Source organism: Caulobacter sp. P4_E5, assembly GCF_056401555.1.
In genome coordinates this window covers 17,209-31,679 of the sequence record NZ_JBFUJD010000066.1, presented here as the reverse complement: position 1 = coordinate 31,679, position 14,471 = coordinate 17,209, and the positions used below count along the sequence as shown (strand labels likewise).

Sequence of the window (14,471 nt, the reverse complement as noted above, 5' to 3'; positions counted from 1 at the left end):
GAGCAGGTCGGCGGCGGCCGAAAGGCCCGCGCGCTGGGCGGCGAGATTGACCTCGACCCGACCGGCGATCAGCCCGGCCTTGGCCGACAGCGGAGCCCCGCCGGGCTGGGCGGCGACTTCGTTCTGCAGCCGCTTGACACCGAAGGCGGTGTAGACGGCCAGCAGCAGAAGCGCGGCCAGGATGGCGACGCGGACGAACGCCTGGGACGGGCCCTGAACGGTCTTGGCCCGCATGGCCGCGGGCGCGGTCGGTCCGGCGTGYGCCGACCCCCCGTGTCTCGCCATGCCCCTGTCCAAACCGCCCGGCTCCGTATCATCATCATGGCGAGTCACTTCACCAAGATGGTGAATCTAACTTACCGGCCGGGACGGCGTCACCGCCGAAGAGGCCGATTCCGGGCGTGTGGGCTTATTGGTCGCAATCCCGCCTTGGTCCGACTCGTGAAATCCTAGTCAGTCCAACGCCTTAGTGGCGAGCTCCGATACATTCTTTGACAATTCCGGGTGGGCCGCGACGCGCTCCAGCTGCTCGCGCATCAGCTTGCCCAGTTCGGGCTTGTAGCGCCGCCAGTTCCCCAGGGGCTCGACCAGGCGCGCGGCGGTCATCGGATTGAAGGCGTCGACGATCAGGATCTGGTCGGCCAGGAAGCGGTAGCCCGCGCCGCTGGGGTCGTGGAAGCGCGCCTGATTGAAGTTGGCGAAGGTCGAGATCAGGGCGCGCAGGCGGTTGGGATTGGTCGGCTCGAAATCCGGGTGGGTTGTCAGGGCGATCACCCGCTCCAGCACGTCCTCATTCGGATCGCGCCCCTGGACGGCGAACCACTTGTCCAGCACCAGGGGTTCCAGACGCCAGGCGTAGTGGAAGCTGGCCAAGGCCTTCTCGCGCGCCACGCCGCCGATGGCGACCAGCGGATAGAGGGCGCCGATCATGTCGGTCATGTTGCGGGCGGCTTCGAAGTGGCCCACCAGGCGCATCATGTTATCGGCGTGCGGGTCGGCCGACAGGGCGTCGGCGCAGGCGTTGCGCAGCGCGCGGCGGCCGGCCGCTTCGGCGCTGGCCGAGAACTCGCCGTCGCTCTGGGCCTCGCCATGCAGGCGGCGCAGCAGGTCGCCCAGGTGGACGGCGATGCGGGCGCGCAGGTGGTCGCGGGCCGCGTGCAGGGCGGCCGGGTCGGCGGGCTCGGACATCAGGGCCAGGTCCGGTTCAGACGGCAGGGCCAGCAACAACGCCTTGAAGGCCAGCTCGGCGGCGTCGTCGACCAGAGCCTGGCCCAGGGCGTCGGCATAGCGTTCCTCGCCGACCTCGTCCGGTGTCCCGGCGGCGCGAGCCAGGATCAGGTCTCGGGCCAGGGTCTGGCCGGCTTCCCAGCGGTTGAAGAGGTCCGAATCCGAGGCGAACAGCACGTAGCGGTCCGACGGCCGGGCGTCGGTCGAGAGGTTCACCGGCGCCGAGAAGCCGCGCAGAGCCGACAGGATGGGGGCGCTGGCGACGCCGTCCCAGCGGACGGTCAGCCGTTCCTGGTCCAACAGCACGACCTCGGTGTCGCGCAGGACCTCGCCCTCGGCCGACAGCAGGCCGATGGCGACCGGGATCGGCAAAGGCTTCTTGGTAGGCTGGCCGGGCGTCGGGGCGGTGGACTGGGTGAGGGTCAGGGTCACGGCCCTGGCGGCCACGTCATAGGCCGTCTCGATCGTCACCGACGGCGTGCCGGCCTGCTCATACCAGCCGAAGAAGTCCGAGAGGTCGCGGCCCGAGGCCTCGGCGAAGCAGGCGATGAAGGCCTCGACCGTCGTGGCCTGGCCGTCGTGGCGCTGGAAGTAGAGGTCGCTGCCCTTCCGGAAGGCCGCTGCGCCCACGATGGTCTTGAGCATGCGGATGATCTCCGAGCCCTTCTCGTAGATGGTCGCGGTGTAGAAGTTGTCGATCTTCATGTAGCTGGACGGCCGCACCGGATGGGCCAGGGGCCCGGCGTCCTCGGCGAACTGCCGGGCGCGCAGGGCGCGGACATCCTTGATCCGCTGCACCGCCGCGCCGCGCTGGTCGGCGCTGAAGCTCTGGTCGCGGAASACCGTGARGCCTTCCTTCAGGCACAGCTGGAACCAGTCGCGGCAGGTGATGCGGTTGCCGGTCCAGTTGTGGAAGTACTCGTGGGCGATCACGGCCTCGATGCGCTCGTAGTCCATGTCGGTGGCGGTCTGCGGGTCAGCCAGCAGCAGGGAGCTGTTGAAGATGTTCAGCCCCTTGTTCTCCATGGCCCCGAAGTTGAAGTCGCGCACGGCCACGATCATGAACAGGTCGAGGTCGTATTCGCGGCCGAACGCCTCCTCGTCCCACTTCATCGCCCGTTTCAGGCTGTCGAGGGCGTAGGTGGCGCGCGAAGCCTGGCCCGGGTCGACGAAGACCTTCAGCGCCACTTCCCGGCCGCTCATGGTGACGAACTTGTCAGTCAGGACGTCCAGGTCGCCGGCCACCAGGGCGAACAGGTAGCAGGGCTTGGGGAAGGGGTCGCTCCACTCGGCGAAGAAGCGGTCGCCCTCGAGCGCGCCGCTGTCGATCAGATTGCCGTTGCTGAGCAGGTGCGGAAACTTGCGATCGGCTTCGATGCGCACGCTGTAGCGGCTCAGCACGTCGGGCCGGTCGGGGAAGTAGGTGATGSKGCGGAAGCCCTCGGCCTCGCACTGGGTGCAGAAGCGGCCGCCCGACATGTAGAGGCCCATCAGCRCCTTGTTCGACGACGGGTCGATCTCGACCTCGGTGGTCAGGACGAACTGGTCGGGGGTCTCGTGGATCGTCAGGTGCTCGGGATCGACGGCGTACTGGTTGGCGCTGAGCGCTTGGCCGTCGATCGCCACCGAGATCAGTTTCAGCCGCTCGCCGTTCAGCACCAGCGGCTCACTCCTGGCGCCGGTCCGCCGCACCGACAGCTCGGCCCTGACCCGCGTCGCCGACGGATATAGGTCGAAGACCAGCCGGGTGGTCTCGATGGCGAACGGGAACGGGCGATAGTCCGCCAGGCGGATGGGTTGAGAAGTGTCGGTGCGCATCCGTCCTACTTAGTCCCGCGAGGCGACCTCCGCGAGAGGACCTTGACGGCCAAGCCCGAATTAATGGCCAGTTCGCCCTCGAACGGGGGACATGACCATGACCGAAGATCAGACCGGACTTGAAGTCGGCCGCAGGCGCTTCCTGCATCCGGGGCCGCTGCGGTGGCTGCGGGCGACCGGCTGGATGGTGCTGCTCTTCGTCATCTTCACCGTGGTCTATGCCGGGGCCCAGATGGTGGGCAATCCGCTGTTCAAGGGCGGCGGCCACCTGCTGCAGGTGCTGGAAGTCGCGGCGATCTGCGGCGCGGGCCTGGCCCTCTACGGCGGCGTCGTCTGGCTGGCCGAGGGGCGCTGGCCCGAGGAATTGAACCTGCGGAAAGCTCCCCTGGACCTGGCGATCGGCCTTCTGGTCGGCGCCGCGATGCTGAGCGTCGCCGTGGGCGGACTCTACGCCCTGGGCGTCTACGAGATCAGTGGTCCGCGTCCGGCCTCGGCCTGGGGCACGATCGCCATGGCCGTCGAGTCCGGGGTGATGGAGGAACTGCTGATGCGCGCCATCATCCTGCGTCTGCTAATGCGGGCCTTCGGCATCTGGCCGGCCCTGGTCGCGCAAGCGGCGCTGTTCGGCGCCCTGCACCTGGCCAATCCCAACGCCACGCCGGTCGCCGCCATCGCCATCGCCATCGAGGCGGGCCTGATGCTGGCCGGCTTCTACATGCTGACCGGGCGCCTGTGGATGTCGATCGGCGTCCACGCCGCCTGGAACTTCACGCAAGGCTGGGTCTGGGGCGCTTCGGTCTCGGGCATCCCGGTGGTCGAGAGCTGGCTGGTCAGCAAGCCCAAGCTCGGCGCGCCCGAGTTCCTCAGCGGCGGCGCGTTCGGCCCTGAAGCCTCGCTGCCGGCGATGGTGGTGGGCACGCTGGTGGCGATCGTCGTGCTGTGGCTGGCCTGGAAGAAGGGGAACTTCAAGGCGCGGCCGGATGCGACCTGACGGTATCCGAGGCTAAGGTCGGCGCGCGCCGGGAGGTCCCGGAACGCGCCGACGAGACTATCCGGGCATGGCTTCGAACTGGGGTAGGTCGAGCGGCTTCACCCAGGCCAAGCGACGCTTGGTGAACATCTCAAGCTTGGGGGCGAAGCCCCCCTTGTCGTCTAGGCTGCCAAGCTGGACGAAGATCGTTCCTGGAAACGTGTCGAGATTGCTGGTGAACAACCGCGCGCCGCAGACGACACAGACATTTCGGTCGAGATGGCCGCCGGAGTTGGCGATGTAGTGGAATGGCCTGACCTCGCCGCTGGTCAGGGTGAAGTCATCCGCGGGAACACCGAAGAACACCGCCGCCTCGCCGCCCGACGCCTTCTTGCAATCCAGGCAGTGGCACATGGCGATGAAGTCCGGATCGGTGTCGAACTCGAACTTGACGGCGTCGCAGGCGCAGCGCGCCGTATGCTTTTTCCCCATCCTGATCGTCCCTTCGCTCGCCCAGCGGGGTCGCTGCGCGCCGGCACGGTACCGGAACTTTCAAGCGGCGGCGACGCGCCGGCGGAAAGGAGGATCGGGGCGAATGAGCTCGCGAGGGACGCAGCCTTTTATCGGCTGTCCTAGTCGGAGGGCGCCCCGGCCGCCGGCGTCTCCTGCAGGTAGCGCTCGATCGCCACGATCTTCTGGGCAAGGGCCGTCAGCACCGGCGGGGCGTCCTCGGGGCTGTCGGCCACCAGGGTCAGGACCTCGCGGGCGATGGCGTGCAGGCGCGGGGCGCTGGCGATCAGCCGGGCCTGGTATTCCATCCTGTGGGGGTCGCGGTCGTACTCCGCGCCCGGCGTGCGCCAGCCGCCCCAGTCGTTGGGATCGGTCACCACGACCGGATAGGTGCCCGGATAGGGGTGGTGGGCGCAGTCGCCTTCCTGCTGCCACTTGTTACGGGCCCGCAGTATGCGCCAATCGCCGTCGAGGCCGGCGGCTTGCGGGTCGGTCTTGTCCTCGGCCTTCAACTCGTGGGCCTGGAACTCGCGGCCCAGGCCCAGGTCGTAGGTGACCCGCACCGGCTCGTCGAAGCCCTTGGCCCAGACGGGCACGATCTTCTCGACGGTCGCCCAGCAGCCGACGCTCTCGACCCACACCCGCTGGTTCTTCTGGAAGACGGTCTTGGCCATGGCCTGCTGGTAACGTCCGAACAATCACGAAAGGCCGCATAAGAACCTGAAATCCTTGACGCCGGGTCAATCTTTCCCTGCGCGTGAACGTGGTTCAGGGTGAGCGCGAGATCGGCCATCAGAGCTGGTCCTGGGAGGATCCTGTGGATTTCGACTATTCGGACGACCAGAAGTTCCTGAAGGACGAGGCGCGCAAGTTCCTCGCCGCCCACTGCGACGCCGGCGTCGTACGGGGCGTGCTCGACGATCCGGACCGCTCGTTCGACGACAAGCTGTGGAAGGGCGTGGCCGAGCAGGGCTGGCTGGGGGCTTGCATTCCCGAGGAACACGGCGGTCTGGGCCTGGGCCGTGTCGAACTCTGCGCCATCGCCGAGGAGCTGGGCCGCGCCGTCGCGCCGATCCCGTTCGCCTCCACCGTCTATTTCCTGGCCGAGGGCGTCCAGGCCCACGGCTCCGAAGCCCAGAAGGCCGCCATCCTGCCGCGCATCGCCGCCGGCGAGCTGATCGGCTGTCTGGCGACGTCGGAAGGCCCCGGCGTCGTCGGCCCCGCGACCCTGACCTGCCGGGTCGAGGGCGGCAAGCTCTGGGGGACCAAGATCCCGGTCACCGACGGTGACGTCGCCGGCACCGCCCTGGTGCTGGCCAGCGAGGGCGGCCGGCCGGGCCTGTTCCTGGTCGACCTGAAGGGCGCGGGCGTGAAGCGCGAGACGCTGAAGAGCCTCGACCCCACGCGCGGCGTGGCCAGGATCGTCTTCGACGGCGCGACCGCCGAGCGGGTGGGAGAGGCCGGGGCCGGCTTCGACCTCGTCCAGGCGATCCTGGACCGCGCCGCCGTACTGCTGGCCTTCGAGCAGCTGGGCGGCGCCGATCGCTGCCTGGAAATGGCCAAGGACTACGCCCTGGGGCGCTACGCGTTCGGCCGGGTGATCGCCGGCTACCAGGCGATCAAGCACAAGCTGGCCGACATGTACGTCAAGAACGAGGTCGCGCGCTCCAATGCCTACCACGGCGCCTGGGCCCTGAACGACGACGCGCCGGAGCTGCCGATCGCGGCCTCGGCGGCGCGCATCGCCGCGTCCGAGGCCTTCTGGTTCGCCAGCAAGGAAAGCATCCAGGTCCATGGCGGCATGGGTTTCACCTGGGACGTCGACTGCCACCTGTACTACCGCCGCTCGCGACAGCTCAGCCTGGTGGCCGGTGCGCCCAAGGTCTGGAAGGAGCGGCTGGTCGGGGAGTTGGAAAAGAAGAACGCCGCCTAGTTTCCCTCTCCCCATGCGGGAGAGGGTGGCCCGAAGGGCCGGGTGAGGGGTCTCGCAGACCTGTCCGGTACGGCCTTTCAACCCCTCATCCGTCGGCTTCGCCGACACCTTCTCCCGCAAGGGGAGAAGGAAGGAGACCAGAGATGGATTTCAACGACTCCCCCGAGGAAGCCGCCTATCGCGAGAAGGCCCGCGCCTGGCTCGCCGAGAACGCGGCCGCGCATCGCGCCCGGTTCGGCGACCTCAAGCCCAACACGCCCGAACACATGGTCGCCGCCAAGGACTGGCAGGCGACCAAGGCCGCGGCCGGCTACGCCTGCATCACCTGGCCGGCGGCCATCGGCGGGGGCGGCGGCACGCCGATCCAGTCGGTGATCTTCGGCCAGGAGGAGGCCAAGGCCGGCCTCGGCTACGGCTACTTCACGATCGGCCTGGGTATGTGCGTGCCCACGGTCATGGCCTTCGCCGACGGCGAGACCAAGCAGCGCTTCGTCTCCCCCGCCGTGAAGGGCGAGGAGATCTGGTGCCAGCTGTTCTCCGAACCCGCCGGCGGCTCGGACGTCGCCGCCTTGCGCACCCGCGCGGTCCGCGATGGTGATGACTGGGTGATCAACGGCCAGAAGGTCTGGACCACCGGCGCCCACTATTGCGACTACGGCATCCTGCTCACGCGGACGGACCCGGACGTGCCCAAGCACAAGGGCCTGACCATGTTCTGGATCGACATGAAGGACGCCGCCGTCGAATGCCGGCCGATCCACCAGATGTCGGGCGGCCGCGAGTTCAACGAGGTCTATTTCACCGACCTGCGGGTCAAGGACAGCCAGCGCCTGGGCGAGGTGGGACAGGGGTGGCATGTCGCCCTGGTCACCCTGATGAACGAGCGCCTGGCGGTCGGCGGCTCGGCCGGTCCGAACTATCGCGAGATCATGAAGCTGGCCCGCCAGTTGTCAGGCCCCACCGGCCCGGCGCTGAAGGACCAGGCGTTCCGCGAGAAACTGGCCGACTGGTACGTCCAGTCCGAGGGGCTGAAGTTCACCCGCTTCCGGACCATGACCGCCTTGTCGCGCGGCCAGACGCCGGGGCCGGAGAGCTCGATCGGCAAGATCATCTCGGCCAACCAGCTGCAGGACCTGGCCAACACCGCCGTCGAGATGGAGGACCAGTACGGCATCCTCGTCGATCCCGACCAGGCTCCGGCCGAGGCGGCGTTCCAGCAGAGCCTGATGTGGGCCCCGGGCCTGCGCATCGCCGGCGGCACCGACGAGATCCTCAAGAACATCATCGCCGAGCGAGTGCTGGGGCTGCCCGGCGAGGTGCGGGTCGACAAGGACGTGCCGTTCAAGGACATGCCGACAGGCCGCTGAACTTTGTCGAATCGTCGTCTTCGGATCCGACGGCCAATGGGCTTGGCCGTCGGATCGCTCACGTCCCTTCAGGGCGTTTCCGATCCTTTGCACGTACCTAAGCCTCAAGATTTTCGACAAATTCCCGTGCCGCGCGAACCTCGTCTTTGATGATCGAATCTTCCTCCCAGGATGGGGGGAGCCGACCTTGACAGTGACCCGTCCGGGGCACATGACAGACCGGGGTTATATGGTTAACGGCGGCGGCTGAAGGGGGATTCATGCGCGAGGCCGGCGACGCATTTGCGCGCCTTAGGATGCTGCGTGAAGCGGCTGTGCGGGCGTATGCCGGCCGCGCCGCGCTGCTGCGCCGCGCCCCCGTTGGGGCGCTCGTGGCGGCCGTGGTGATTCCCCTCGTCGGTTGTGACACCGGCCCCAGCTTCTGGTTCCACAAGCGGGCCAGCGCCTGCCCGCGGCCGCAGGCGGCCCAAGGCGTGTCGGGCCAGTTCAATCAGCAGCAGCAAGAGATTCGCGCCCTGCGCCAGGGCGGCTTCCGCGGCGATTTCTTCGCCCAGCTGGAGCTGGCGCGTCGCTACGAAGGCCAGCGCGCCGTCGACAAGAACCTTGAGGATCCGGTCGAGGCGGGCGTCTGGTACGCCATGGCCCTGGCCAATTCCGGCGGCTACGCGCCGATCGCGGCCTATGAACGCCGAGGCAAGGACTCGCGGGCGGTGTCGCGCTTCGACGACTGCCGCGCTTTCGAACGGCGCAGCGCCTATGGCGCGCTGGACCGCCTGCTGTCGCGGATGTCGACCGAGGAGCGCGAGAAGGTCCGCAACCGCGTGATCTACATCCTTTCGGCCCAGGGCGCGGACGGCTTCCGGACCCTGGCGCGCATCCACGACGGCTATTTCGGCCCGTATGGCGAGCCGTCCGACAATCTTCAGTCCATCGAGGCTTACGGCAAGCCCAGTCAGCCCGGCGCGCCGGCGGCCTTGGACCTGTTCCGTCGCAACGACGTCGACGCCTATCTCTACAACTACCTGGCGGTGCAGACCGGCGACGTCTCGGCCTATGTCATGCTCAAGGACTTCGAGCGCAGCTCGCCGCAGCGGGCTTCGTACGGTTCGTTCGTCGAGACCWAGGCCAAGCGCTGGATCCCGACCTACGAGTTCTATCCGCCGGAATCGCCGGACTCGGGCGTGCCGCACTCCGACGAGTCGGACCTGTCGGGCGAGCAGCGCGAGGCGGCGCTGTCGCGCATCAACGAGCTGCCGTTCGTGCACGTCGCCGAGGCGCTGACCTATCTGCGCGTCATCCCGACGCCGATGCTCGACGAGAAGCTGCTCAGCCTCAACGACGCCCAGACCCTGCAGAGCATGATCGGCCGTCCCACGACCGGGCGCCTGGCCCCGATCGAGAAGGTGCGGGCGATCCAGTACGCGGCGGTCAACGGCTCGTCCAAGGCCCAGCTGGTGCTGGCGGTCATGTATTCCGAGGGCGTCGGCGTGCCGCGCGACTACGCCCGGGCCTATCACTGGTACGAAGAGGCCGAACGCCAAGGCTCGGCCGAGGCCAAGTACGCCATGTCGACCTTCTTCTCCCTGGGCCTCCAGGGCGTGGCCGACCAGGACCGCGCCAAGGCGGTGGTCTACCAGCTCGACGGAGCCCTGGCGGGCTTCAAGCCGTCGGCCATGCGGCTGCAGCAACTGCTGGCCCAGGTCTCGCGTCCGCCCCGGCAGGTCGCCGACCGCGGACGTCCGTACAGCGAAAGGGACTTTTAGATGCGCCGCCTCAGCCGCCTGATGGCGCTTTGGGCCGCGTTGGTCTTCGGCTTCGCGGTCGCCGCGCCGGAACTCGCCGCCGCCTCGCCCGACGCCAAGATCGACCAGCAGATCCGTCCCTGCTTCGGCCTGCTGATCCAGCCGAACCTCTCGCACGGCTGTAAGGTCCGCTACGCCAAGCCCAAGCCCTGCGCGCGGGGCTATTACCGCTCGCGCGGGCGCTGCGTCATCGGCAACGGCGGTGGCGGCTATGGTCCGGGCGGCGGCCGCTACGTGCAGCGCGAGATCAACTGCGACTACGCCTATCCGGGCCAGGTCTCCGACACCCTGGCGCGTCTCTATGACGGCGACACCATCACCCTGACCTCGCCCAATGGCGGGGCCTGCGTCGAGTCGCTGAACATCACCCAGTCGGTGACGATCGTGGCTCGCGGCTATCAGGCCAGCCCCGGCCGGCCGATCCTGGTGGCGCCGGCCGACCAGCCCTGTATCAAGATCGCCCCGGGCGTGCAGTACGTGGTGCTGGAAGGGCTGAGCATCGAGTCCCGCCGCGGCGGTTCGGCCTCGTGCATCGTCGGTCGCGCCACCGAGATCGCCCTGAAGGACGTCAGCGTCCGCTACGACGGCGACGCCTCGGCCTTCGACATCGGCGACAGCCGCATCGAGCTGTCGGGCGCGGTGTTCATCGGCCGCACCCGCTCGGCGGTGGTCAAGGCCACCGGCACGATCATGGCCTCGGACGTCGAGATCGCCGCCACCGCGATCGGCGGCGCCTTCGAGACCTCGGGCGACAGCCGCCTGCGCGACGTCCGCATCGTCCGCCTGGGCGACTGGACCGGCTCGTCGCGGACCCGCAACTCGGCCGGCTTCGTGATCAGCGGCATGAACCGCCAGCAGCTGGTGACCATCGACGGCCTGTACGTCGATGGCTTCTCGCGCGGCGTCTATATCGGCGGCGGCGACGAGACGACGCTGTTGCGGCCGGTGGTGCGCGACAGCGACTGGGCCGTGTCGGTCGAGAACGCCAATCTGCGCCTCAACGACGGCGAGCTGGAGGCGGTCGATGTCGGCCTCTACGTCGCCTCGGGCGTCGCCTACGCCAGCAACAACAAGGTGGTCGGCGTCATGCGCTCGGGCATCTACGCCGACGCCGGCGGGCAGATTCGCGCGGTCGACAACCGCATCTACGCCCGCAAGGACGGCTGCAAGGCCCTGGTCAGCGGCTTCTTCGACGGCGAGCTGACCTGCCGCCCGTGGTTCGAGGCGCCGGAGCTGTATCGCACGCCGCGCGACCGGGCTCGGCTGGACTTCGACACCTATTGGCCCGCCGCCCCAATCGGCCCGGCGCCGATGGCGGCCAACGTTCCGGCCGACCTGTCCGACGCCGCCGCCACCGGCCTGGCCGGCGGTCCGCTGCAACAAGGGGGAGCCCCCAAATGAGCAAGCTAGTTCGCGGCGGCCTAGCCGTCCTCGTCGCCGTCTCGACGCTCGCCACAGCCCAGGCCTGGGCCCAGGACCGTCTGGGCGGCCCCGGCCGGCACGACGGCCCCAAGCGTGGCGGCGGCGTCTGCGGCGCGCCGCTGACCGGCCAGGCGCCCGACATCATGACCTATGACAGCACCACCGGCACCCAGGTGTTCGTGGGCGGCGGGCGTGGCGGCGGCACGGATGTGTCGGCCTACAACGCCCAGACCGGCTCGGCCGCGGCCCTGACCGGCGACCTCAGCCGTCCGGGACTGGTGGCCTCCTGCGCGGTCGACGGGATCACGCGCGAGTCGTACGGCGTGAGCTCGGACCGTCCGGGCCAGATCAGCTTCAGCGGCCGGGACGATCGCGGCGAGCGCTACCAGTTTACCCGCGCCGACGRCAGGACCGAGACCTGGGACCCGCGCCTCGACAACCGCTGCTTCCGCTCCGGCGTCGGCCTGTTCGGTCCGGGCGCGGCCGACCGCCGATGCTGAGACCGGCCCTGGCGTTGGCTCTTGTCGCCCTGGCCCTCGCGGCCTGCGGCGAGCGGCCCTATCCGCCGTACCATGGGCCGTCGGCTCCGGTGGCCCCGAACCCGAACAAGGTGACGCCGCCCCCGCCGCCGATCGACGTGATCCGGCCGAAGATCCCCTAGCGCCGCAGGACGCCCCCTCCGTCACGCGGCTTCGCCGCGCGCCACCTCCCCCGTTTCACGAGGGAGGATGATCTTCCTCCTCCTCCCCTGCGAAGCGGGGGAGGTGGCCCGGAGGGCCGGAGGGGGCGTCCTACGGCGCCACGGTCTTCAGGAACGTCGGCGGCTTGCGGTGATGCGTCGCCTGTTCGTAGGCGTAGCCCAGGTTCAGCAGCAGCTTCTCGCTCCAGGCCGGGCCGATGAACGACAGGCCGACCGGCAGGCCGGTGACGTCGCCCATCGGCACGGTCAGGTGCGGATAGCCGGCCACGGCGGGCAGGGTGGTCGATGAGCCGCCGTAGTTGTCGCCGTTCAGCGGATCGATGGTCCAGGCCGGACCGGTGGTCGGGGCGATGATGGCCACCGCGCCGGTGTCCTTGAGAATCTTGTCGATGCCTTCGGGGCCGGCCATCCGCTTCGAATCCGCCAGGGCCTTCAGGTAGTCGGGATCGCTCAGGCCCTTGGTCTTTTCGGCCTTCTCGAAGCTCTCCTGGCCGAACCATTCGAACTCCTTGGGGGCCTGCTTGTTGAAGGCGATCAGGTCGGCCAGCGTGCGGCTCGGGACCTTCTTCGGATCGGTCGAGCCCAGATAGGCGGCCATGTCGGCCTTCAGCTCGGTATAGAGCACCACGCCCTCGGCCTTGCCGATCGGGCCTTCATCGAAGTCCTTGACGTCGACCAGGATCGCGCCCTGGGCCTGCAGTTCCTTCAGGGCCTGTTCGAACACCGCGTCGGTCTTGGGCGAATAGCCGGTGTAGAACCGCGCCACGGCCAGCTTCACGCCCTTCAGCGCGTCCTTCGAGAGGCCCCGGGCGTAGTCGGTCTTGTGAGCATCGGCGTCCTTGGTGGCGACGTCGGCGGGGTCCGAGCCGGCGATGATGGTCAGCACCTTGGCCGCGTCCTCGACCGTGGTGGTCATCGGGCCGGCGGTGTCCTGGCTATGGCTGATCGGCACGATGTGGGTGCGCGAGACCAGGCCCACGGTCGGCTTGAGACCCACCAGGCCATTGATCGCCGCTGGGCAAGTGATCGAGCCGTCGGTCTCGGTGCCGATGGCCAGGGGCGCCAAGCCCGCGGCCACCGCCGCGCCCGAACCGCTGGACGAACCGCAGGCGCTGCGGTCCAGAACGTAGGGGTTGCGCACCGTGCCGCCGATCGCGCTCCAGCCGCTGGTCGACTTGGGCGAGCGGATATTGGCCCATTCCGACAGGTTGGCCTTGCCCAGGATGACCAGGCCGGCGTCGGTCAGGCGTTTGACGATCGGGGCGTCGCGGTTGGTGACATTGTCCTTCAGCGCCAGCGAGCCGGCGGTGGTGGCCGTGTCGTCAGCGCTCTCGATGTTGTCCTTCAGCAGGATCGGCACGCCGTGGAGCGGGGAGCGGACCTTGCCGGCCTTGCGCTCGGCGTCCAGGGCCCTGGCGTCGGCCAGGGCGTGAGGATTAGTCACGATCACCGCGTGCAAGATGGGGTTCTTGTCCTTGATGACCGCCAGATAGCCCTTGGTCGTGTCTTCCGACGTCTGGGCGGACGCGGCCCCGGCCAGCAGGGCGAGGGCGGCCGCGCCAGCCCCAAGGGCGGGCTTCAGGCAGGCGATCTTGGTCATGAAGCGTTTCCCCGAACGCGGCCGCGACTCTTGGCGCGGCCCAGGGGAGAACAAGAGGTCAAAAATCGGCGCGTGCCAAGGAGATCGCGGAACGTTCGTGCCCGGAATCCCGAACCGCTTCTCATTCCGACCTTCCCGGCGAAAGCCGGGATCCAGATCTCATGGCGCTTGGGCTGATTGGAGGGACGTCGCGCCTTTAGAACCCGCCCCAGAGTTCTTCCATCTGGACCCCGGCCTTCGCCGGGGAGATCGGATTTGAAGAAGCTCTCAGACGAAGACCGCCACGTTCTGCCGCGCCAGGATCAGCGGGCGGCCATGGGCGTCCCACAGGTGCATCTCCTGGGTCGAATAGCCGTCGCCGATGGTCTCGGCCCGGCTGCGCAACAGGCGCCAGCCGTCGTCGTCCTCGCCAGGCAAGTCCACAACGTCCAGCGACCAGGTCATGGTCGAGATTGGGCCAAAGCGCGTGAACAGGGCCATGGCCGGCGGCGGCGGGGCGTCGGCCAGGGCGATCAGGGCCGACAGCGAGGTGGCGGCCGGGTCGCGGTGGCGGATCCACAGCAGGTATTCCGGCGGCCCGCCCGCGCCCGGCCGTGAGCCGCCGGCGACGCGGAACTCGAACTGGCGGATGAAGCTGGGCGCGGCGCTGGTGTCGCCCTTGTGGAACGGCTCGCACTGGTCGGGCGGGGCGACGGCGGGGAAGGGGACGTCGATATGGGCGACGTGCGACTCTCGCGCTGCGCCGAAGGTCAGGGTCCCGTGAGTGGCCACGCCCTGTTCGCCGACCAGATCGACGGCCGCGAACAGGGTCGACTTGCCCTGGCGCAGAGCCTTGACGCCGATCGACAGCTCACCCGCCGCCGGCCCGACGAAGGCGAACTGGGCCGAGCGCAGGGGTGGGGCTTCGGGGAAGGCGCGCTGGGCCGCCTCGACACACAGGGCGGCGGACAGGCCGCCATAGGTGGTGCGGCCCTGCTTCCAGTCGTCGGTGACGGTGGCCGAGAAGCCGGTGTCGGTGGCGTGGAGAGCGGCGAGGAGGTCGGTATAGGTGCTCATGAGAGCGAGGTTCGTTTTCTTTCGCTACGGAAGTCAAGCCGTAGCTCACATCCCCTCTCTCATGGA

The 14,471-nt window shown here is 68.8% G+C and carries 12 protein-coding genes and 1 pseudogene; 7 read left to right on the top strand and 6 right to left on the bottom strand.

What is annotated here, in order from left to right; translation table 11 throughout:
• Both AC1DSO_RS18360 and pepN read right to left on the bottom strand, forming a co-directional pair.
• Positions 1-285, bottom strand: a pseudogene (locus AC1DSO_RS18360) (cell cycle histidine kinase PleC); the annotation flags it as partial.
• 168 nt (positions 286-453) lie between these two features.
• The gene (gene pepN, locus AC1DSO_RS18355; protein ID WP_477070196.1) at positions 454-3,045 is read right to left on the bottom strand and encodes an aminopeptidase N; all 2,592 of its coding nucleotides are present in this window, start codon (positions 3,043-3,045) and stop codon (positions 454-456) included.
• A gap of 97 nt (positions 3,046-3,142) precedes the next feature.
• Between pepN and AC1DSO_RS18350 the strand changes: the two genes are divergently transcribed.
• Positions 3,143-4,036 (top strand): lysostaphin resistance A-like protein, encoded by an 894-nt coding sequence (locus AC1DSO_RS18350; protein WP_477070195.1) that lies wholly within the window; start codon positions 3,143-3,145, stop codon positions 4,034-4,036.
• Between the two features lie 57 nt (positions 4,037-4,093).
• On the opposite strand, the gene AC1DSO_RS18345 is transcribed toward AC1DSO_RS18350, so the two are convergent.
• Both AC1DSO_RS18345 and AC1DSO_RS18340 read right to left on the bottom strand, forming a co-directional pair.
• Entirely contained in the window at positions 4,094-4,507 is a 414-nt protein-coding gene (locus AC1DSO_RS18345; protein WP_477070194.1) for a GFA family protein, read from the bottom strand.
• A gap of 140 nt (positions 4,508-4,647) precedes the next feature.
• Positions 4,648-5,199, bottom strand: a complete 552-nt coding sequence (locus tag AC1DSO_RS18340) for a hypothetical protein (RefSeq protein ID WP_477070193.1) — start codon at positions 5,197-5,199, stop codon at positions 4,648-4,650.
• Between the two features lie 143 nt (positions 5,200-5,342).
• Between AC1DSO_RS18340 and AC1DSO_RS18335 the strand changes: the two genes are divergently transcribed.
• From AC1DSO_RS18335 to AC1DSO_RS18310, 6 genes are all read left to right on the top strand, one after another.
• On the top strand, positions 5,343-6,458 hold the full coding sequence (locus tag AC1DSO_RS18335) for an acyl-CoA dehydrogenase family protein (protein ID WP_477070199.1): 1,116 nt from the start codon (positions 5,343-5,345) through the stop codon (positions 6,456-6,458).
• 143 nt (positions 6,459-6,601) lie between these two features.
• Positions 6,602-7,825 carry an acyl-CoA dehydrogenase family protein gene (locus tag AC1DSO_RS18330; protein ID WP_477070192.1) on the top strand — a complete coding sequence of 408 codons (1,224 nt, stop codon included), beginning with the start codon at positions 6,602-6,604 and terminating at the stop codon, positions 7,823-7,825.
• Between the two features lie 260 nt (positions 7,826-8,085).
• Positions 8,086-9,588, top strand: coding sequence for a tetratricopeptide repeat protein (locus tag AC1DSO_RS18325; RefSeq protein WP_477070191.1), 1,503 nt, complete (start codon positions 8,086-8,088; stop codon positions 9,586-9,588).
• Positions 9,589-11,028, top strand: a complete 1,440-nt coding sequence (locus AC1DSO_RS18320; RefSeq protein WP_477070190.1) for a right-handed parallel beta-helix repeat-containing protein — start codon at positions 9,589-9,591, stop codon at positions 11,026-11,028.
• The gene (locus AC1DSO_RS18315; protein ID WP_477070189.1) at positions 11,025-11,549 is read left to right on the top strand and encodes a hypothetical protein; all 525 of its coding nucleotides are present in this window, start codon (positions 11,025-11,027) and stop codon (positions 11,547-11,549) included. Before AC1DSO_RS18320 ends, AC1DSO_RS18315 begins: the two co-directional genes overlap by 4 nt.
• A complete protein-coding gene (locus tag AC1DSO_RS18310; protein ID WP_477070188.1) occupies positions 11,543-11,710 on the top strand; it encodes a hypothetical protein in 168 nt (55 codons plus the stop codon). Before AC1DSO_RS18315 ends, AC1DSO_RS18310 begins: the two co-directional genes overlap by 7 nt.
• Positions 11,711-11,840: 130 nt before the next feature.
• On the opposite strand, the gene AC1DSO_RS18305 is transcribed toward AC1DSO_RS18310, so the two are convergent.
• Together AC1DSO_RS18305 and AC1DSO_RS18300 are read right to left on the bottom strand one after the other, a co-directional pair.
• Positions 11,841-13,349, bottom strand: a complete 1,509-nt coding sequence (locus tag AC1DSO_RS18305) for an amidase (protein WP_477070187.1) — start codon at positions 13,347-13,349, stop codon at positions 11,841-11,843.
• Positions 13,350-13,616: 267 nt separating this feature from the next.
• Positions 13,617-14,405 carry a thioesterase family protein gene (locus tag AC1DSO_RS18300; RefSeq protein ID WP_477070186.1) on the bottom strand — a complete coding sequence of 263 codons (789 nt, stop codon included), beginning with the start codon at positions 14,403-14,405 and terminating at the stop codon, positions 13,617-13,619.
• Positions 14,406-14,471: the final 66 nt, after the last annotated feature.